The organism is Modicisalibacter tunisiensis (genome assembly GCF_020148005.1).
GTDB lineage: Bacteria > Pseudomonadota > Gammaproteobacteria > Pseudomonadales > Halomonadaceae > Modicisalibacter > Modicisalibacter tunisiensis.
The window spans coordinates 2,384,103-2,403,935 of record NZ_JAGXFD010000001.1 but is presented as its reverse complement, the minus strand read 5'-3'; the positions used below and the strand labels follow the sequence as shown (position 1 = coordinate 2,403,935).

The following is a 19,833-nucleotide window of genomic DNA, read 5'->3' as shown; positions in this document are numbered from 1 at the left end:
TTGTCGTGGAACGGGGTGGATTACAGGTCCTGCAGGGGGTGCTCCCGGGCCGGCCACAGCGGCGCCAGGAACGCCTCGACGTCTTGTCGCGGCACACTGGCCACGTCGCGATGCGACCAGCGCGGCTGCTTGTCCTTGTCGATCAGCAGCGCGCGAACGCCCTCGGCCAGGTCCGCATGCCGGGCGCACTGCACCGAGAGATTCAGCTCGTCACGCAGCGCATCGGCCAGGCTCGTGTGGCGGTGGCGCGCCTGCATCTCCCACACCAGATGCGCGGTGATCGGGCAGCCGCCGGCCAGGCGCTCGCGGTTGGCCGCCAGCCAGGGGTCGTCGTCCATATCCGCCAGGATGCGCTCGACGGCGGTGGCAACATCCGCCACCTGGGTCATCGCCTGCAGCCGGTCGAGATGCGCCAGCACTTGGCTTTCCGGGGCCGTGTCGCGGGCCTCGAAACGGGCCAGCACCTCGGCCACCGCCTGGGCCGGACGCGCGAGATCCGCCGCCTGCAGGGCGGCCAGCACCGCCTCCCTCCGATCATCGGGGATACAGCGATCGGCCAGCCCCAGCAGCAGGGCGTCGCGGGCATTGAGCGGGGCGCCGGTCAGGCCCAGGTAGCGGCCGATGCCGCTGGGCATGCGGTTGAAGAACCAGCTCGCCCCCACATCGGGGTAGAGGCCGATGGTGATTTCCGGCATGGCCAGGCGCGAGGCCTCGCTGACCACACGCTCGCCCGCCCCGGCCAGCAGCCCCAGGCCGCCGCCCATGACGATACCGCCCCCCCAGGCGATCAGGGGCTTGGTGTAGGCATGCAGCCGATAGTCGAGCCGGTACTCGGCCGTGAAGTAGGTGGTGGCAAAGGCGGCACCCTGCTCGGCATCGGTCATCGCGCGATACAGCGCGACCACATCGCCCCCGGCGCAGAATGCCTTGTCGCCGGCGCCGTCGAGCCACACCGCGGCGATGCCGGGGTCCTGCTCCCAGGCCTCCAGCCGGGCCGTGAGTGTCTCGATCATCGCCAGGGACAGGGCGTTGAGCGAGCGCGGGGCGTTGAGCGTCGCGCGGCCGATGCGCGCGCCGTCGCGGCCGGGAAGTTCGGTGAAGCGGACAAGCGGTTCGGACATGAAACGGCAGTCTCCCGTGCAGCGCGCGTGTCGTCATATCAGGTTGTCGAGGGCATCGGGTTCGAACAGGCGCCGAGCCACGATCACGCGCATGATTTCATTGGTTCCCTCGAGGATCTGGTGGACCCGCGTATCGCGCACCAGCCGCTCGAGCGGGTACTCCTTGATGTAGCCATAGCCGCCATGCAGCTGCAGCGCCTCGTTGCACACGCTGAAGCCGATGTCCGTCGCCAGGCGCTTGGCCATGGCGCAGTGCGCGCTGGCCAGGGGGTCGTCGTGGTCGAGCCGCCAGGCGGCATGGCGGACCATCAGGCGCGCGCTCAACAGTTCGGTGGCCATGTCGGCGAAGCGGAACTGCAGCGCCTGGAACGCCGCCAGCTCACGGCCGAACTGGCGGCGCTGATGCAGGTGATCCCGCGCCAGGGTCAGCGCCAGCTGGGCCGCCCCGAGCGAGCAGCTGGCGATGTTCAGCCGACCGCCATCCAGCCCCTTCATGGCCAGCCGGAAGCCCTCGCCCTCCTCGCCGAGGCGCTGCCCGGCCGGGACGCGCACGCCGTCGAAGCTGACCAGCCGGGTCGGCTGGCTCTTCCAGCCCATCTTGTCCTCGTTCTTGCCGTAGTGGATCCCCGCGGCATCCGCCGGCACCAGAAAGGCGGAAATGCCGGCCGCCCCGCTGTCGGGCGGTCCCGTGCGGGCCATCACCACCAGGGCGTCCGTGGATCCCGCGCCCGAGATGAACATCTTGCTGCCGTCGAGCACGTAGTCGTCGCCGTCGCGCACCGCCCGGGTGCGCAGGCTGGCGGCATCCGAACCGGCGCCGGGCTCGGTCAGGCAGTAGGAGGCCAGCCGCTGACCGCTGACCAGCGCCGGCATCCAGGCCTCGCGCACGGCCTCGCTGCCCCAGCGCGCCACCATCCAGGTCGCCATGTTGTGAATGGTCAGGTAGGCGGTGGTCGACACGCAGCCCTGGGCGAGCTGCTCGAAGATCAGCGAGGCCTCCAGGCGCGACAGCCCCAGCCCGCCCTGCGCCTCGTCGACATAGAGGGCGAGGAACCCGGCCTCGCCGGCCCGCCGGATGACCGCCACCGGAAAGTGCGCGGCGGCGTCCCACTCGGCGGCATGCGGGGACAGCTCCACCCGGGCGAAGTCCGCCGCCGCCTGCTGCAGGGCACGCTGGTCGTCACTCAGGGCAAAGTCCACGGCGGCCTCCACAATCGTGCGGGTATCTCAGGCAAAATTAGCATCCCCCGGCGGCGCGGCAAGGTGACACTTGGTCTACTTTACGTAAACGTCAAGCTCATCTAGCCTTGGCTCCGGGTGAATCGACAATCGCGTCACCACCCCAAGCATGAGGATCGCCCGATGTCCGAGACCCTTTCTCCGGCGCCGTCCCGTGAACGCCGGACCTACTCGATCGGCGAGCTGGCCCGGCGCTTCGAGGTCACCCCGCGCACCATCCGCTTCTACGAGCAGGAGGGTCTGCTGGACCCGGAACGGCGCGGTCAGACCCGTGTCTATCACGAGAAGGACCGGGTGCGCCTGTCGCTGACGCTGCGGGGCAAGCGGCTGGGCTTTTCCCTGGCGGAAATCCGCGAGGTCATTCAGCTCTACGACCACGCCCCGGACGGCGACGAGCGACAGCTGCGCCGCATGCTGGACATCCTCGCCGAGAAGCGCCGAGGGCTCGAACGCCAGCTCGAGGACATCCGCGCCCTGCAGCATGAACTCGATGACGTCGAGGATCGCTGTCGCGAGTCGCTCGATGCCCTGCTGGCACGCCACTCGCGCGACGCCTGACATCCGATTCCCCTTCGCCACAACAACAAGCAGGAATCCAACGATGACACCCCACACCGATACCGCGAGCGCCACGGCGCCGACGCCGCGCTACAGCTACGTCAGCGGCATCAGCCATCAGCCGCTGAAGGGCGAGACCATCGGCGACTGCTTCGACGCCATCGTCGACAGTCATCCCGAGCGAGACGCGCTGATCAGCCGACACCAGCGCCAGCGCTATACCTGGCGCGAGCTTCAGGACATCGTCGACCGTGCCGCCCGCGCCTACATGGCGATCGGCGTGGAAAAGGGCGACCGGGTCGGCATCTGGGCCACCAACCGCAGCGAGTGGGCCATCACCCAGTTCGCCACGGCGAAGATCGGCGCCATCCTGGTCAACATCAATCCCAGCTATCGTACCCACGAGCTGGAGTACGCGCTGCGCCAGTCGGGCACCTCGGTGCTGGTGCTGCAGGGGGCCTTCAAGACCTCGCGCTACGCCGACATGATCGCCGAGCTGGTCCCGCAGCTCGGCGAGGCCGGCACTCCCCTGGCCAGCGAGCGGCTTCCCGCCCTCAAGCAGGTGGTCTGTCTCGATGCGGACTGGGCGCTGCCCGGCATGCTGACCTGGGAGGACCTGCTGTCCCGCACCGACGCGGTCGCTGCCACGGCGCTGGCCGAGCGTCAGGCGATGCTGCAGTTCGACGAGCCGATCAACATCCAGTACACATCAGGGACCACCGGCGCGCCCAAGGGCGCCACCCTCTCCCACCACAACATCCTCAACAACGGCTTCTTCGTCGCCGAGCGCATCGGCCTGACCGAGACGGACCGCATGGTCATCCCGGTGCCGCTCTATCACTGCTTCGGCATGGTGATGGGCAACCTGGGCTGCATGACCCACGGCGCGGCGATGATCTACCCGAGCGAGGGCTTCGATGCGCTGGCGACGCTGACCGCCGTCGCGGAGGAGCGCGCCACGGCCCTGTACGGCGTGCCGACCATGTTCATCGCCGAGCTCGAGCACCCGGAGTTCGCCACCTTCGATCTGAGCTCCCTGCGCACCGGCATCATGGCCGGCTCCATCTGCCCCATCGAGGTGATGCGCCAGGTCATCGACAAGCTGCACATGAAGGCCGTCAGCATCTGCTACGGCATGACCGAGACCAGCCCCGTCAGCCTGCAGACCCAGACCGATGCCCCGCTCGACAAGCGGGTCACCACGGTCGGCACCATCCATCCGCACCTGGAAGTCAAGCTGATCGATCCGGCGACCGGCCGCCTCGTCCCCCGCGGCGAGCGCGGCGAGCTCTGCACCCGCGGCTACAGCGTGATGCTCGGCTACTGGGAGAACCCCGAGGCCACCGCGACGTCGATCGACGCCGCCGGCTGGATGCATACCGGCGATCTGGCGCAGATGGACGACGAGGGCTATGTCGCGATCACCGGGCGCATCAAGGACATGATCATTCGTGGCGGCGAGAACATCTATCCGCGCGAGATCGAGGACTTCCTCTACACCCACCCGGCCATTTCCGATGTCCAGGTGATCGGTGTACCCGACGAGAAGTACGGCGAGGAGGTGATGGCCTGGGTCAAGCTGATCGAAGGCGAAAGCCTCGATGAGGAGGGGCTCAGGACGTTCTGCCAGGGGCGCATCGCCCACTACAAGATTCCGCGCTACGTGAAGTTCGTCGACGCCTTCCCGATGACGGTGACCGGCAAGATCCAGAAGTTCAAGATGCGCGAGGTGGCCACCCACGAGCTGGGCTTGGCGTAACGGCCAGGGCAAGAGCAAGAAGTGGAACCGAGAAACCCCGCGGGATCGAGATCCCGCGGGGTTTCCTGATGGCTTACGGCTGACGACTCCCGGACGCAGCCCGGGTCACATCCCCTTGGGCGCGAAGATCCCCGGCGCGTTGCGCCAGTAGCCCTTGTAGTCCATGCCGAAGCCGAACACATAGCGATCCTCGACCTCGAGGCCGCAATAGTCCGCCTTGAGCCCCGGCACGGCCTTGCGATCGTGGCGCTTGTCCACCAGCACGGCCGTGGACACGCTGGCCGCCTGCGCCTCGCGGCAATACTCGAGAATCGCCGCCAGGGTGGCGCCTTCGTCGAGGATGTCGTCGACGATCACCACATGGCGGCCGGCCATGGGGATCTCCGGCGACACCCGCCAGAACAGCTCACCGCCCCGGGTACGCCCGCGGTAGCGCGTGGCATGCAGATAATCCACCTCGAGCGGGAAGCCCAGCCGCGTCAGCAGGTGGCCGGTGGTAATCAGGCCGCCGTTCATCACGCAGTAGAAGACCGGCAGCTTGTCGCCCAGACGCTCGGTCATGGCCTCGGCCATGCGATCCAGCGCCGCCTCGACCTCGCTCTGACTGATCAGGCAATCGGCATTGTCCATGATCTCGCGCATGGAGTGCAGGGAGTCGTGGTGTTGGGTATCGAGTTCAGACATCGGAATCCTGGTCAGTGTCTCTGTCCTGGGAATCGCGGCGGGGAGGCGTGCCCCGGCGCGAGGAAGGCGGCGACGAGGGCGACTCGTCATGATGCCGGGTCGCCGAGGCTTCGCGGGCCGGCACCGGGGTCTCGGCGCGCGGCCCGGCGACATGCAGTTCACGGGCGGGAATCGCCACGACCGCGCCTGCCTCGGTGGCGATGTCGGCGCAGCGCAGCAGCACCGCTTCCTGAATGGCCTGATGCGTCGCCCAGTCGGTGGTCCGGGTGTAGGCATGAATCAGGATGTCCAGGTTGGACTCGCCGAAATGCTGAAAATAGGCCATGCACAGGTCATCGCTCTCGATGTCGTCGTGCTGCTCGAGGTACTCGCGAATGCGCCGGGTCACTGACGCCACCTTGTCGAGGTCGGCGTAACGCAGGCCGATTCGCTCCTTGATGCGCCGGTTGTGCATGCGTGATGGATTCACCACCACCATCGAGCCGAACATCATGTTGGGCACGTACAACGGGCGGGTGTCGAAACCGCGTATCCGGGTCAGGCGCCAGCCGATATCTTCGACGACGCCCTCGATGTCCCGGTCCGGCGAGCGAATCCAGTCACCCACCTTGAAAGGGTTGTCGAGATGAATCGCCAGCCCGCCGAAGAAGTTGGCCAGCACGTTGCGCGCGGCAAAGCCGACCACCAGCCCGCCGACGCCACCGAAGGCCAGCAGCCCGGACGGCGACATGCCCAGCGCCTGCAGCGCCGCCAGCACCACCAGGGTCAGGATCAGCGCGCCGACCAGCTTGCTGATCGCCGAGGCCATGGACGCATCGAGCGGCCGGGCGGGATGCCGGGGCGGCGGAAACACCAGGCGCCGCTCCACCTCACGGGTCAGGCGGATACCGAACCAGCCGAGCATGACCAGCGTGAACAGCCACAGCGCAGTCGGTGCATGGGCAGCCACCCAGGTCAGAGACAGCCGTTTGCCGACCAGCCCCGTCAGGGCGATCAGTGCCACACCCCAGATGCCCACCCACAGCGGCCGGCGAATCGCCCACAGGGCGACATCATCCCAGCGGCTGCGGGTGCGTGACAGCCACTGGGCCGCACGCCAGATCACCAGCCGCGTGAAGCCGTCGGCCAGCAGCGCCGTGGCGAGTATCACCAGCGGCGTCACCAGCGCGGTCGGCAACGACACATGGCGACTCACCCACTGCTCGAGCGGCGCCAGCACCTCCAGCACGTCAGTCCTCCCGCGGGGCCGGGTCGGTCTCGATCAGCCCTTCCAGCCGGGCATGAATGCGCCGCCAGCGTGACAGGGCCGGCAGCGAGGCCAGATCGGGGCGCGCTCGGCTGTAGCGCAGCCGGGCCGGACGCTTGGTGGTGCGGCCGGCACAGGCGTCGAGCACCGTCTGCGCGGCCGGGCGGTCGTTGCAGACCAGCACCATGTCGCAGCCGGCGTCCAGCGCCTCGCGGGCCCGCTCGGCGGGGCCGCCGGCCACGTGCGCGCCGGCCATCGACAGGTCGTCGGAGAAGATCGTGCCCTTGAAGCCCAGATCCTCGCGCAGCATGCCCAGCCAGCTCGGCGAGAAGCCCGCCGGGCGCGCATCGAAGGCCGGATAGACCACATGGGCAGGCATGACGCCCTCGAGACGCCCGGCCAGGGCCGCGAAGGGGATCAGGTCGTGCTCGCGCAGTGCCTGCAGCGAACGCGGGTCTTCAGGCAGCTCGTGATGCGAATCGGCGGCAACCCCGCCATGTCCCGGAAAGTGCTTGCCCACGGCCACCATGCCGGCCTCGTGCAGCCCGTCGACGAAGGCGCCCGCCATGGCCGCCACCGCCCGGGGATCGCGGGAGAAGCTGCGATCGCCGATCACGCTGGACACGCCCGCATCGACATCGAGCACCGGGGCGAAGGTCAGGTCCAGCCCGCACGCCGCCATTTCCAGGCCGATCAGCCACCCCGCATCGTGGCAGAACTGCCGCGCCCGCTCCGGGTCATCGACATAGCAGCGTCCCAGCCGGCCCATCGACGGCAGCCGGGTGACGCCCTCGCACAACCGCTGCACACGACCGCCCTCCTGGTCGATGGCCAGCAGCAGGTCGCCGCGCAGCCGGCGGATCGAGTCGCACAATTCGCGTACCTGGGCGGCATCGACGATGTTGCGCGCAAAGAGGATGACGCCTCCGACCTCGGGACGTTGCAGCAGCTCGCGCTCCTCGCGCGTCAGGGTGGTGCCTTCGAGATCCAGCATCACCGGACCGATGGGTTGGGTCATAAGCGATGTCCTTGCCCGTGAAGGGGGCCGATTCTAGAGCAATGGCGTGGTCGACGACAGCATCCGGGCACTCAGGCGTGAAGCCACACCGGCGTGCCGGACGGCGCCAGTTCGCCCAGCCTCAGCAGGGTCGCGTCCCGCAGCCGGATGCAGCCGTGCGAGGCGGGACGCCCCATCGGCTCGCTTTCCGGCGTGCCGTGCAGATAAATATAGCGGCGCTGGGAATCGACGCTGCCACCCCGGTTGAGGCCCCGCTCGAGGCCGCAGAGCCAGAAGATGCGCGTCAGGATCCAGTCGCGTTCGGGGTAGTCGGCGGCCAGCGCCGGCGAATAGAGCTCGCCGGTGGGTCGGCGGCCGCGAAACACGCTGCCCGACGGCATGCCGGCACCGATCACCGCACGGATATAGTGCCAGCCCAGCGGCGTGCCCCCGCTGCCCTCGGCCTGGCCGACGCCGGCGGCGGCCGTGGACGCCGGGTGCGTCTCCAGGCACTCGCGGCCGCGCCAGACGTGCAGCACCTGGCGTGCCACATCGACCTCCAGCCAGACACCATCCTCGGGCGGCAGCGCCTCCAGACGCGGCGTCACCGGGCTCATACCGCCACCGCCCGGGGCGGTTCCGGCAGCGGCGCATTCATGCCGGCCACCACCACCGGGCGCAGGCGGCGAATCAGGTCGCGCACGCTGACATGCTCGCCGTAGTCCTTCTCGGCGATGTCGCGCAGCGCGTCCAGTCCCGACAGCGTGAAGATCACCGTGCCCAGCATGAAGTGCAGCCGCCAGAAGCGCTCGGCGTCCGGCAACTCCGGCGTGGCGCGACGCACCAGCTCGGTGAAGCGGGTGAAGACGCTGCCGTAATGCTGCTGGATGTAGCCGCGCAGGTGCCCCTGGGCCTGGGTATAGGCCAGCCCCAGAAGGCGCATGAAGACCTTGAGGCTGTTGCGCTCGGCGGGCACCTCCAGCACGGTCCTCGCCATGTTCTCGAGCAGCACCTCGAGCGGGATCGGCCGGCCGTCATACTCCCTCTCGAGCGTGTCCAGGGTCGCGTGGAAGCGCTCGGTGAAGGGATCCAGATAGCGCGCGAACACGGCCTGGATCAGCGCCTTCTTGGAGCCGAAGTGATAGTTCACGGCAGCCAGGTTGACCTTGGCCTTGCTGGTGATGGTGCGCAGCGACGTCTCGGCAAAGCCGCGCTCGGCGAACAACACTTCGGCGGTGTCGAGAATGCGGGTCACCGTGTCGGTCTGAGCCATGCTATATCCCTGCCTGCTGATAAACGGCTGTTTGAAACGTTGGGGAAATTCTACGCGGCTTACCGAAAGACAACAATCCGTCGCGTTTCAAACACGCCCGAGCCGCCCTGATGACCACGGGCAGCGATTACTGGATACAATTCCATGCTGTATACTTAGCCACATACTCACATCGCCAGCGACCAGCGGAGGCCGCATGAGCCGCTCTCTTACCCCGCGCCAGCAGAACGTCTACGACTTCATCGTCAAGACCATGAACGAGCTGGGCTATCCGCCGACCCGCGCCGAGATCGCCCGGGGCCTGGGCTTTCGCTCGCCCAACGCCGCCGAGGAGCATCTGCGCGCGCTGAAGCGCAAGGGCGTGATCCGCATGATCCCGGGTACCTCACGGGGCATTCGTCTGCCGCCGCAGGAGGCGGAGTGCGCCCCGGACGGCGAGCCGGGTCTGCCCGTCATCGGCGAGGTCGCCGCCGGCAGTCCGATCCTCGCGGCCGCCCACATCGATCGCTACTGCCCGCTTTCTCCCGATTTCTTCTCGCCGCGCGCCGACTACCTGCTGCGCGTGCGCGGCCTGTCGATGCGCGACGTGGGCATCCTCGAGGGTGACCTGCTCGCGGTGCATCGCACCAACCGGGTTCGCGACGGCCAGATCGTGGTCGCCCGGCTGGAGGACGAGGTCACCGTCAAGCGCTTCCAGCGCCGGGGCCGTCACGTGACCCTGCTGCCCGAGAACGACGACTTCGCCCCGATCGAGCTCGACCTGCGCCAGGACGCGCTGGAGATCGAGGGCATCGGGGTCGGCGTGATTCGCGGTGGCAACGGCCAGGCACTCAACTGAGGCGCGAGCCCCGCGCATGCGCAAGATCCTGCATGCCGACTGCGACTGCTTCTATGCCGCGATCGAGATGCGCGACAACCCGGCGCTGCGCGACATCCCGCTGGCGATCGGCGGCACGGCGGCCCAGCGGGGCGTCATCGCCACCTGCAACTACCCGGCGCGCGCCTTCGGCATCCATTCGGCGATGCCCACCGCGCGCGCCCTGCGCCTGTGCCCGCACCTGACCCTGCTGCCACCGGACTTTCCCCGCTACCGCGACGTGTCCGCACGCATTCAGGCGATCTTCCGCGAGCTGACGCCGCGGATCGAGCCGCTCTCGCTCGACGAGGCCTATCTCGACGTCAGCGAGGTGCGCCGCTTTCGGGGCAGCGCCACCTGGATGGCCCGCTGGCTCAAGGAGGAAACGCGCCGGCGCACCGGCATCACGCTCTCGGTGGGCGTGGCGCCCAGCAAGTTCCTCGCCAAGATCGCCAGCGACTGGGACAAGCCCGACGGCCTGACGATCATCCCGCCGGCGGCCGTCGAAGGCTTCATCACCGAGCTGCCGGTGGACCGGCTCCACGGGGTGGGCCCGGCCACCGCCGCCCGGCTGGCGGCGCTGGACATCGCCACCTGCGCCGACCTGCGCCGCTGGTCGCGGGAGGCTCTCGTCGAGCACTTCGGCAAGTTCGGCCAGCGCCTTTTCGAACTCGCCCGCGGCATCGACGACCGCCCCGTCCAGACCGAGCGCGAGCGCAAGTCGGTCAGCGCCGAGACCACCTTCCACCAGGACCTGCCCGACCTCGCGGCCTGCCGGGTCGCCCTGCCGGCGCTGGTCGAGCGGCTGCGAAGCCGCCTGGCCCGCCACGGCGATCCGCCGCTCAAGGGCAGCTTCATCAAGGTTCGCTTCGACGACTTCACGCTGACCACCCTCGAGGCTGCCGGCGCCCGGATGGACACCGAGCATTTTGCGGCACTGCTCGAGGCCGCCTGGCAACGCGGCGCCCGCCCGGTGCGCCTGCTGGGAGTGGGAGCGCGGTTGCAGCCGGCGGAGGATGCCCGCCAGCTGGCGCTGTTCCCCTGATCGGCTCAGGCGAACACGACGGTCTTGTTGCCGTGGATCAGCACCCGGTCTTCCAGGTGCCAGCGTAGCCCGCGGGCCAGCACGGTCTTCTCGATGTCACGCCCGAAGCGCACCAGATCCTGTGCGGTATGGCAGTGTGAAATACGGTGCACGTCCTGCTCGATGATGGGACCGGCATCCAGCTCCTGGGTGACATAGTGGCAGGTCGCGCCGATCAGCTTGACGCCGCGCTCGTAGGCCTGATGATACGGCCGCGCGCCGGCGAACGAGGGCAGGAAGCTGTGATGGATGTTGATGACCCGGTCGGCATAACGTTCGCACAGCGACGGCGGCAGGATCTGCATGTAGCGCGCCAGCACCACGGCATCGGCACGGGCCGCCTCGATGCGTTGTTGAGTCTCCTCGAAAGCGTGTGTCTTGTCGGCGGCCGGTACCGGGATATGGTGGAAGTCGATACCGTGCCACTCGACCAGATCCCGCAGGTCCTCATGATTGGAGATCACGCAGGGAATGTCGCAGTCGAGCTCACCGGCCTTCCAGCGGTAAAGCAGATCCACCAGGCAGTGCGAGGCGCGGGATACCATCAGCACGATGCGCTTGCGTCGCTGGGTATCGTGGAACGCCCAGTCCATGGAAAAGGTCTCGGCGATGGGTGCGAAGGCGATCCGCAGAATCTCGTCATCCACGGAAGACGCAAAGCGAATCTCGTAGCGCATGAAGAAACGCCCGGTGGCCAGATCCGAGTGCTGATTGGCCTCGGTGATGGAGCCGCCCTGGGCGGCGATGAAGCCGGAAACCCGGGAAACGATCCCGACCTGGTCGGGGCAGGAAACGACGAGACGATACGAATGAGCCATGAAAGGTCCGCTGTGGTCGCAAGGAAAGGCACTGAAGGCCAACTATTCTAACCAAATCGCGGCCCTGCGCTAACGCGCGTTGTGAGCCCCGGGAGCCATCCCGTATAGTGGGGCTCCCCTGACAATGCCGTGTCGATGATGTTGCACTCTCGCGTCCAGATCCGCCCTCGCCGCAAGCCACCGCTGTCCTTCCTGCCCCTGGGCGGCAGCGGAGAGATCGGCATGAACCTCAATCTCTACGGCTATCGACACGACTGGCTGGCGATCGACTGCGGCATGATGATCCGTCAGGACCTGCCCGGAGGCCCTCTGCAGGTGCCGGATATCGAGCGCCTTCCCGAGCAGGGCATCCGTCCCCGGGCGCTGTTCATCACCCATGGCCACGAGGATCACATCGGCGCCGCCGCCTGGCTGTGGCCGCACTGGGGCTGCGACATCTACGCCACGCCGCTGGCCGCCGGCCTGCTACGCGCCAAGTTCGCCGAACGCGGCCTGCCCGACACCGCGATCCGGGTGGTCGCGCCGGGCGAGGCGCTGGAATGCGGCGGCTTCACGCTGCGCTATCTGCCGCTGACCCACTCGATTCCCGAGAGCTGCGCCCTGCTGGTCACCACGCCCCACCATCGGGTGCTGCACACCGGCGACTGGAAGCTCGACCCCGAGCCGCTGATCGGCGAGCCGGTGGACCCCGAGCTCTATCGCGCCATCGCCCCCGTCGACCTGGTCGTCGGCGACTCCACCAATGCCTGCGTCCCCGGCACGTCGCGCAGCGAGGGCGAGGTCGCCCGGGCCCTGGAACGCACGGTCGCCGAATGCGAAGGGCGGGTGATCGTCTCCTGCTTCGCCAGCAACCTGGCACGCATCCTGGCGCTGGGCCGCGCCGCACAGCGCTGCGGCCGGCGCGTCGCCCTGGTGGGCCGCTCGATGCAGCGCATGGTCAGCGTGGCCCGCGGTCTCGGCTATCTGGACGACTTTCCGCCGCTGGTCCCGATCCGCGATGTCGGCTACCTGCCCGCCGAGGAAGTCATGATCATCGCCACCGGCAGCCAGGGTGAATCGCGGGCCGCGCTGTCACGGCTCGCCCGGGGCGGCCACCCCGACCTCGCCCTGCAGGCGGATGACACGGTGATCTTCTCGGCCAAGGCCATTCCCGGCAACGAACGGCTGATCGAGCGGCTGCAGGCCGCCCTCGCCCGCCTCGGCGTGCGGGTGCTGGAAGAAGGCGGTCACCCCGATCTCCACGCTTCCGGCCATCCCGCCCGGGCGGAACTGCGCATGCTCTACGAATGGGTCCGGCCCCGCCGACTGCTGCCGGTACACGGCGAACTCCGTCATCAGGAGGCACACCAGCAGCTGGCCCGCGAACTGGGTATCGACGCCCCCTTGATCCCCAGCAACGGCGACTGGATCCAGCTGGATGCGGACGGCCTCGCCCTCGAGCGGCGCCTGCCACTGACCCCGCGTATCGTGCACGAGGACAGCGTGCGTGACCTCGCCGGGCTGGAGCCTCACCCCCGGGCCCGCCATGAACGGGAGGGCGAGTTCGCCCTGCTGCTGCCCGTGACGCTCACCGCCTCGGGGTGGCAACGCGTGGGGCGCCTGCTGCTGGACTACACCGGGCCATCGCCCCTGGACGATACCGCCTTTGCGGACTGGCTCGATGACACCCTGACTCGACTGAATGCCGAGACACCGGCCGCGCTGCGCACCCAGCTGCAGGGGCCGCTGCATCAATGGCTGGCCGACCACCTGCGTCGCCCGCCGACTCTTCACCTGCAGATCTCGGCGGCGGAAGCGCTTCAGTAGCCACCCGAGTCATCGCGTCACTCCGGCAAGCACCCACGAAAAAAGCGGGCGATTTCTCGCCCGCTTTTCCCGCTGCATTGATCATCGGGGTACGCCGCTCGACATCGCCCGACCCCGGCCCCTGCAGCCGAGCGAGTCTACCGCCATGCCGTCAAACTCAGCTGTCGGCCTGCTTGTTCTTCGGCGGCCGGCCGCGGCGGCGACGAGGCTGCTCGCCGACCAGATCATCCAGGGACAACCCGGCATCGTTGATCGCCTCGCGGATCTCCTCGAGCTTGCGCGCCTTGACCGACTCTTCCTCCTGACGGCGACGCTCTTCTTCCTGCTTCTGCTCGATGACCTCGTTGATCACGTCGGCCAGCTTGTTGAGCTGTTCCATGCTCAACTGACGTGCGGCGGCGCGTGCCACGTTCTTGTTGCGAGCGATCTTTTCCAGGGACTCGGCTGACATCGTCCTCCTCCATACCAGGCTGCGAAATACCGAAAACGGCATGAGTGTGTAAAAAGTATATGGTCAGGGAGGGAATTGGCAAGAAAAGACGGCGCCGATGCCGAGGAAAACCCCGGCACCGGCACGTCCATCAGGGAAGGAATGACGTCGACATGTCGCGCTGACTAGCCGCCCGTCATGTTCATGAAGCGGACGATCTGGACATCGCCGTCGGTCGAGAAATGATGGCGCTCGGGCTTGAGCGGCATGGCATCGATGATGCGCTGCTTGAGGGGTTCGATCTCGCCGGGATGACGACGCAGCACCTCACGCAGATCCACCGAATGCTCGTTGCCCAGACACAGCAGAAGACGCCCTTCCGCCGTGACACGAACCCGGTTGCAGGTATCGCAGAAATTGTGGCTATGCGGAGAAATGAATCCGACGCGGACCGGACTGTCCGGCATCACGAAATAGCGGGACGGCCCCAGGGTCGTCTCGGTAGTTGGCGTCAGTGAATAGGCGGTTTCGATCCAGCGCTGCACGTCATCGCTGGAACAATAGGTTTCCCCCCGCGAGTGATCCGAGACATCACCCAGCGGCATCTCCTCGATGAAGCTGATGTCCAGCCGCTCGCGACGCGCGAAGTTGACCAGGTCGAGCACCTCGTCATCATTGCGCCCCCGGAGGATCACGGCATTGAGCTTGATGCGCTCGAAACCGGCGTCCTGCGCGGCATGGATGCCATCGATGACCCGCTGCAGGTCACCGGTCCGCGTCAGGCGCCGGAAGCGTTCGGGATCGAGGGAGTCCAGGCTGATGTTGAGCCGGTTCAGGCCGCCCGCGTGCAGCGCGCGCGCATACTTGCCCAGACCGGCCCCATTGGTGGTCATGGCGAAATCGGACAGGCCGTCGAGCTCGCCGATATCCGCCACCAGCTTTTCGATGCCGCGCCTGACCAGCGGCTCGCCGCCGGTCAGGCGGATCTTTTCGACCCCCAGCTCGGTGAATGCCCGGGCCACCAAGGCCAGCTCCTCGAGCGTCAGCACCTGCGAGCGCGGCAGGAACGTCATGTCCTCGCTCATGCAGTAGACGCAGCGGAAGTCGCAGCGATCGGTGATCGAAAGCCGCACGTAGCGCACCGTGCGCTGAAAGTTGTCGACCAGCTGTTGTGTCATGAAGCCTCCCAGCGACGGGCCGCGTCGTGGTCCGTGGTCCGTTCGGCGACCCAGTAGTCGCCCTGCGCGGTGTGTTCCTTCTTCCAGAACGGCGCCCGCGTCTTCAGATAATCCATGATGAAATGGCAGGCCTCGAAGGCCGCCAGCCGATGGGCGCTGGCCACTACCACCAGCACGATCGGATCGCCCGGCGCCAGCCGGCCGACGCGGTGGATCAGGCGCACGCCGTTCAACGGCCATCGCGATTCGGCCTCGGCGACGATGTCGGCCAGGGCCCTTTCGGTCATGCCCGGATAGTGCTCCAGCGTCAGGGCCGACACCTCGGGGCGCTCGTTGAAGTCGCGCACCAGCCCCGTGAAACTCACCACCGCGCCGATATCCCGGCGCTGCGCGGTCAATGCTGCCTGCTCGGCACCGGCATCGAAGGGCGCCGTCTGGACCCGAATCATGCTCAGCCTCCCGTTACCGGCGGAAAGAACGCCACTTCATCGCCGTCGGTCAATTGTGCCTGTTCGCCGCTCATCACCTGGTTGACGGCACACAGCACGCGCTGCTCGCCGAGCAGGGCGAAACGCGCATCCCGCGCCGTCAGCGCGGCCTTGAGGCCGGCGACGTCATTGGACGGCAGCTCGTCGACGAGCACCGCCACCTCCCCCACCCCGAGCCGCTCGCGCAGTTCGGCCAGGCACTTGACCTGAATGCACGGCTGCGCGGGGCGCGCCGCCATGCCGATGCCGGCGGCCTCGGCGGTGACCAGCGGTGTCGGCGCCTCCTCGGCCTCGGGACGCCGATAATCGCCGGACTTGCCGCCGCGCTTGCTCTCCAGGCGGACATCCCCGATCACCATATCCTTGTCGACCGCCTTGCACATGTCATAGAGCGTCAGACACGCTACGGAGGTCGCGGTCAGCGCCTCCATCTCCACGCCGGTGCGACCGGCGAGGCGACACAGCGTTCGCACCTCGACGCAGCCGGCCGCCGCATCCAGATGAAAGTCGATGCTGACCTTGGTCAGCGCCAGGGCATGACACAGGGGGATCAGCTCATGGGTGCGCTTGGCGGCCTGGATGCCGGCGATCCGCGCCGTGGCCAGCACGTCGCCCTTGGGCATGCCGCCTGCCTCGAGCCGGGCCAGGGTCGCGGCCTGCATGTAGATGCGCCCGCTGGCCACCGCCTCGCGCTGGCTGACGGGCTTGTCGCCGACGTCGACCATGTGGGCCTCGCCGCGGGCATTGAGATGGGTCAGGCTCATGTCAGCTCACCGAAGAATTGAACGATCGGGGGCCTCGTATCCCGGCCGACGCCCGAGTGGCGATGAGGCCGCGCGGACGTTCGGGCCGGCGGAAACGAGACGTCATCCCGCCATGATGCCGCCTTGCCCCCGCCGGCGGCAATGCGCGGCGACGTCTCGCGCGCCTCAGGACTCCTCTTCCCGGGCCGGCGGCAGCAGCAGGTTGAGGACGATGCCGACCAGCGCCGAGAGGCTCACGCCCTGCAGCGAGAATTCCCCGCTGCCGATCTGCATGCCGCCGATGCCGAACACCAGGATCAGCGAGACGATGACCAGGTTGCGCGAGGCGGTCAGTGCCTGTCCGGCACGCACCAGGGTGTTCATGCCGACCACCGCGATGGAGCCGAACAGCAGCGTCATGATGCCGCCCATCACCGGCGCCGGAATGCTCTGCAGCAGCGCCCCCAGCTTGGCGACGAAGGCCAGCACGACCGCCACGCAGGCGGCCACGATCATCACCCGCGGGTTGAAGTTGCGCGTCAGCGTCACCGCGCCGGTCACCTCGGAATAGGTGGTGTTGGGCGGGCCACCGAACAGGGCCGCCGTGGAGGTCGCCAGGCCATCGCCGAGCAGCGTGCGATGCAACCCCGGCTTGACCAGATAGTCGCGGCGGGTCACCGAGCCGATGGCGATCATGTCGCCGATGTGCTCCACCGCCGGGGCGATGGCCACGGGCAGCATGAACAGCACGGCGGACAGGTTGAAGGTGGGCGCGACGAAGGCGGGCATCTCCAGCCAGGGCGTGGCCCTGACCTGGCTGAGGTCGACCACGCCCATGCCCAGCGACAGCAGATAGCCGACCAGGATGCCGCCCATGATCGGAATCAGGCGCAGCAGGCCGCGACCGAACACCGCCAGCAGCAGGGTCACCAACAGGCTGATCATCGACAGGGTGATGGCCTGGCCGTAGGCGATGTGCTCGCTGTTCCTGCCGGTCGCCATGTCCACCGCCACCGGCGCCAGCGCCAGCCCGATGACCATGATCACCGGTCCCACCACGACCGGCGGCAGCAGCCGGTGCAGCCAGCCGGTGCCCTTGAGGCGGATCGCCTGCGAGATCGCCACATAGACCAGCCCCGAGGCGAACAGCCCGCCCAGCGTCGCCGGAATGCCGTAGCTGGCCACCGAGCCCTGGATGGGCGCGATGAAGGCGAACGACGAGGCCAGGAACACCGGCACGCTCTGCCGGGTCACGGAATGAAAGACCAGGGTGCCGGCACCGGCGGTGAACAGCGCCACGCTGGGGTCCAGGCCGGTCAGCAGCGGCACCAGCACCAGCGCGCCGAACGCCACGAACAGCATCTGCGCGCCGGTCACCAGCGTACGCAAAGGAGAGTCGGCGCGAGGCGCCGTGGTTACCGTATCAGTCATTGGAATCAAGCTCCCGTTGTTGTCGGACCGCTCGCTTGCGGGACGGGGCGCGGCCGGGTTCCCGCCGGGGCCGCGCGAAAAAACGCCCCGGGCGTCAGCGTCACCGGGGCGATGGCATGACGGCCGGGAAAGACCGGTCAGCGCGTACCGAAGATCTTGTCGCCGGCATCGCCCAGGCCAGGCACGATGTAGCCGTTCTCGTCGAGCCGCTCGTCGATGGAGGCGGTATAGATCTCGACATCCGGATGCGCCTGCTGCACGCGCTGGAGCCCTTCCGGCGCGGCCACCAGCACGATCACCTTGATCAGCGGGCAGCCCCGTGCCTTGAGCATGTCCAGGGTGGCGACCATCGAGCCGCCGGTGGCCAGCATCGGGTCGATGACGATCGCCAGGCGCTCGTCCAGGTCGTTGGTGAACTTCTCGAAATAGGGCACCGGCTCGAGGGTCTCCTCGTTGCGGTAGAGCCCCACGACACTGATGCGGGCGCTGGGGATCAGGTCGGTCACCCCGTCCAGCATGCCCAGCCCGGCACGCAGGATCGGCACGATGGTGACCTTCTTGCCCTTGAGCTGCTCGACGTCGATCGGCTGACCGCTCCAGCCCCGGATGGTCTGCGGCTCCAGCTCGAGATCCTGGGTGGCCTCGTAGGTCAGCAGCTTGGCGACCTCGCCGGCCAGTTCACGGAAGCTCTTGGTGCTGATGTCGGCGGTACGCATCAGGCCAAGCTTGTGCTTGACCAGCGGGTGTTGGATGGCATGAACGCTCATGGCGGGGTCCTTGCGAGGCGAATTGGGCGGATCGAGGCCCGGGGCCCCGAAAAATCGCGCGCCATTCTAGCGCGCCGGAGCCGGCGGGTTAAGTCAAACCCGCCGACCGCCCGTCAACGCCTCACGCCCCGACCTCGGCGGGCAGCTGCCAGTCGATGGGCGAAGATCCCCGCTCGGCCAGGAAGGCATTGGCGCGGGAAAAGTGCCGCTGGCCGAAGAAGCCGCGATGCGCCGACAGCGGTGACGGATGCGGCGCGTGCAGCACCAGGTGCCGGTCGCGATCGACGAAGGCGGCCTTCTTCTGGGCATAGCTGCCCCACAGCAGGAACACCACGCCGTCGCACTGCTCGTTGACCACCTGGATCGCCCGATCGGTGAAGGTCTCCCAGCCCTGGTTGCGGTGCGCGCCGGCATTGCCGCGCTCGACGGTCAGCACGCTGTTGAGCAGCAGCACGCCCTGCTCGGCCCAGCTCTCGAGGAAGCCGTGGTTGACCGGCGTGGTGCCCACGTCGGTCGCCAGCTCCTTGTAGATGTTCTGCAACGACGGCGGCACGGGCACGCCCGGGCGCACCGAGAAGCACAGGCCATGCGCCTGACCGGGGCCGTGGTAGGGGTCCTGTCCGAGCACCACGACCTTCACCCGGTCAAGCGGCGTGAGGGCGAAGGCCCGAAACCAGTTCGCGGAATGGGGGTAGATGACCTTGCGCGCCGCCTTCTCGCGAGCCAGGAAGTCGCGCAGGGCCTGCATGTACGGCGCGGTGAATTCACCGCCCAGGTGGCGGGCCCAGCTGTCGGGCAAGGGGATCTGCGTCATCGTCTGCCTCGTCTGTGTCGCCGGCGACTCAGTCGCTGCGCCCGTCGGCCGGCTGGCGCAGCTGCTCGACCAGCGGCTCGACATAGGCGATGCCCATGTCCCAGGGGAACTGGATCCAGCAGTCCTGGGCGACTTCGGTCAGATACTGGTCGACCAGCGGGCGTCCTTCCGGCTTGGCGTAGACGGTCACGAAGTGCGCCCGGGGCAGCATGTCGCGCACCGCCCGGGCCGTCCGGCCGGTATCGACCAGATCGTCGACCAGCAGCCAGCCGGCACCATTGTGATCGACGCCCTTGACCACCTCCAGCCGGTTCTGGTCCATGTGGTCGTAACTCTTGATGCACACCGTGTCGATCAGGCGCACGTCGAGTTCACGGGCGATCAGCGCCGCCGGGATCAACCCGCCACGGGTGATGGCGACGATGCCCTTGAAGTCGCGCTCGACGAGCTTGTGGCACAGCGCACGCACGTCGCGATGCAGCTGGTCCCAGGAGACCGTGAACTGCTGATGGTAACGATCGGCTGACATGGAGGGAGCTAC

21 protein-coding genes are annotated in these 19,833 nt (G+C 67.9%); 5 read left to right on the top strand and 16 right to left on the bottom strand.

Annotated elements, in window-relative coordinates:
• Positions 1-20: 20 nt before the first annotated feature.
• Positions 21-1,121, bottom strand: coding sequence for an enoyl-CoA hydratase/isomerase family protein (locus KGQ91_RS11225; RefSeq protein ID WP_224421015.1), 1,101 nt, complete (start codon positions 1,119-1,121; stop codon positions 21-23).
• Positions 1,122-1,154: 33 nt separating this feature from the next.
• Positions 1,155-2,321 (bottom strand): acyl-CoA dehydrogenase family protein, encoded by a 1,167-nt coding sequence (locus tag KGQ91_RS11220; RefSeq protein WP_224421014.1) that lies wholly within the window; start codon positions 2,319-2,321, stop codon positions 1,155-1,157.
• Between the two features lie 162 nt (positions 2,322-2,483).
• On the opposite strand from KGQ91_RS11220, the gene KGQ91_RS11215 reads away from it, so the two are divergent.
• Together KGQ91_RS11215 and KGQ91_RS11210 are read left to right on the top strand one after the other, a co-directional pair.
• On the top strand, positions 2,484-2,918 hold the full coding sequence (locus tag KGQ91_RS11215) for a MerR family transcriptional regulator (RefSeq protein ID WP_224415086.1): 435 nt from the start codon (positions 2,484-2,486) through the stop codon (positions 2,916-2,918).
• A 43-nt stretch (positions 2,919-2,961) separates the two neighbouring features.
• Positions 2,962-4,677 carry an AMP-binding protein gene (locus tag KGQ91_RS11210; protein ID WP_224415087.1) on the top strand — a complete coding sequence of 572 codons (1,716 nt, stop codon included), beginning with the start codon at positions 2,962-2,964 and terminating at the stop codon, positions 4,675-4,677.
• A gap of 105 nt (positions 4,678-4,782) precedes the next feature.
• Here KGQ91_RS11210 and KGQ91_RS11205 read toward each other — a convergent pair whose 3' ends face one another.
• The 5 genes from KGQ91_RS11205 to KGQ91_RS11185 form a co-directional block, all read right to left on the bottom strand.
• A complete protein-coding gene (locus KGQ91_RS11205) occupies positions 4,783-5,361 on the bottom strand; it encodes a hypoxanthine-guanine phosphoribosyltransferase (RefSeq protein WP_163649377.1) in 579 nt (192 codons plus the stop codon).
• Positions 5,354-6,589: a mechanosensitive ion channel family protein gene (locus KGQ91_RS11200; RefSeq protein ID WP_224421013.1), complete on the bottom strand. Its 1,236-nt coding sequence runs from the start codon at positions 6,587-6,589 to the stop codon at positions 5,354-5,356. Before KGQ91_RS11200 ends, KGQ91_RS11205 begins: the two co-directional genes overlap by 8 nt.
• Before the next feature lies 1 nt (position 6,590).
• The gene (nagZ, locus tag KGQ91_RS11195; protein WP_224421012.1) at positions 6,591-7,625 is read right to left on the bottom strand and encodes a beta-N-acetylhexosaminidase; all 1,035 of its coding nucleotides are present in this window, start codon (positions 7,623-7,625) and stop codon (positions 6,591-6,593) included.
• 71 nt (positions 7,626-7,696) lie between these two features.
• Entirely contained in the window at positions 7,697-8,221 is a 525-nt protein-coding gene (locus KGQ91_RS11190) for a L,D-transpeptidase (protein WP_224421011.1), read from the bottom strand.
• Positions 8,218-8,877, bottom strand: a complete 660-nt coding sequence (locus KGQ91_RS11185; protein WP_224421010.1) for a TetR/AcrR family transcriptional regulator — start codon at positions 8,875-8,877, stop codon at positions 8,218-8,220. Before KGQ91_RS11185 ends, KGQ91_RS11190 begins: the two co-directional genes overlap by 4 nt.
• A gap of 196 nt (positions 8,878-9,073) precedes the next feature.
• Here KGQ91_RS11185 and lexA point away from each other — a divergent pair, with 196 nt between their 5' ends.
• Together lexA and dinB are read left to right on the top strand one after the other, a co-directional pair.
• Entirely contained in the window at positions 9,074-9,715 is a 642-nt protein-coding gene (lexA, locus tag KGQ91_RS11180; RefSeq protein ID WP_224415093.1) for a transcriptional repressor LexA, read from the top strand.
• A gap of 16 nt (positions 9,716-9,731) precedes the next feature.
• Complete coding sequence (gene dinB, locus KGQ91_RS11175) at positions 9,732-10,778, top strand: DNA polymerase IV (RefSeq protein WP_224421009.1); 1,047 nt, start codon at positions 9,732-9,734, stop codon at positions 10,776-10,778.
• A 5-nt stretch (positions 10,779-10,783) separates the two neighbouring features.
• Here dinB and purU read toward each other — a convergent pair whose 3' ends face one another.
• A complete protein-coding gene (purU, locus tag KGQ91_RS11170) occupies positions 10,784-11,635 on the bottom strand; it encodes a formyltetrahydrofolate deformylase (protein WP_224421008.1) in 852 nt (283 codons plus the stop codon).
• A 222-nt stretch (positions 11,636-11,857) separates the two neighbouring features.
• On the opposite strand from purU, the gene KGQ91_RS11165 reads away from it, so the two are divergent.
• Positions 11,858-13,441, top strand: coding sequence for a ribonuclease J (locus KGQ91_RS11165; protein ID WP_224421408.1), 1,584 nt, complete (start codon positions 11,858-11,860; stop codon positions 13,439-13,441).
• Positions 13,442-13,598: 157 nt separating this feature from the next.
• Here the strand turns inward: KGQ91_RS11165 and KGQ91_RS11160 are convergent, their stop codons facing one another.
• The 8 genes from KGQ91_RS11160 to gpt form a co-directional block, all read right to left on the bottom strand.
• Positions 13,599-13,892 (bottom strand): H-NS family histone-like protein, encoded by a 294-nt coding sequence (locus KGQ91_RS11160; RefSeq protein WP_163649369.1) that lies wholly within the window; start codon positions 13,890-13,892, stop codon positions 13,599-13,601.
• A 164-nt stretch (positions 13,893-14,056) separates the two neighbouring features.
• Positions 14,057-15,049: a GTP 3',8-cyclase MoaA gene (gene moaA / locus KGQ91_RS11155; RefSeq protein ID WP_224421007.1), complete on the bottom strand. Its 993-nt coding sequence runs from the start codon at positions 15,047-15,049 to the stop codon at positions 14,057-14,059.
• Complete coding sequence (gene moaE, locus KGQ91_RS11150) at positions 15,046-15,498, bottom strand: molybdopterin synthase catalytic subunit MoaE (protein ID WP_224421006.1); 453 nt, start codon at positions 15,496-15,498, stop codon at positions 15,046-15,048. Before moaE ends, moaA begins: the two co-directional genes overlap by 4 nt.
• A gap of 2 nt (positions 15,499-15,500) precedes the next feature.
• The gene (gene moaC / locus KGQ91_RS11145; RefSeq protein WP_224421005.1) at positions 15,501-16,301 is read right to left on the bottom strand and encodes a cyclic pyranopterin monophosphate synthase MoaC; all 801 of its coding nucleotides are present in this window, start codon (positions 16,299-16,301) and stop codon (positions 15,501-15,503) included.
• Between the two features lie 165 nt (positions 16,302-16,466).
• The gene (locus KGQ91_RS11140) at positions 16,467-17,711 is read right to left on the bottom strand and encodes a uracil-xanthine permease family protein (RefSeq protein WP_224421004.1); all 1,245 of its coding nucleotides are present in this window, start codon (positions 17,709-17,711) and stop codon (positions 16,467-16,469) included.
• 137 nt (positions 17,712-17,848) lie between these two features.
• Positions 17,849-18,478, bottom strand: coding sequence for a uracil phosphoribosyltransferase (gene upp, locus KGQ91_RS11135; protein WP_163649364.1), 630 nt, complete (start codon positions 18,476-18,478; stop codon positions 17,849-17,851).
• A 121-nt stretch (positions 18,479-18,599) separates the two neighbouring features.
• Positions 18,600-19,292, bottom strand: a complete 693-nt coding sequence (gene ung, locus KGQ91_RS11130) for a uracil-DNA glycosylase (RefSeq protein WP_163649363.1) — start codon at positions 19,290-19,292, stop codon at positions 18,600-18,602.
• A gap of 28 nt (positions 19,293-19,320) precedes the next feature.
• Positions 19,321-19,821 (bottom strand): xanthine phosphoribosyltransferase, encoded by a 501-nt coding sequence (gene gpt, locus KGQ91_RS11125; protein ID WP_224421003.1) that lies wholly within the window; start codon positions 19,819-19,821, stop codon positions 19,321-19,323.
• Between the last annotated feature and the right edge of the window lie 12 nt (positions 19,822-19,833).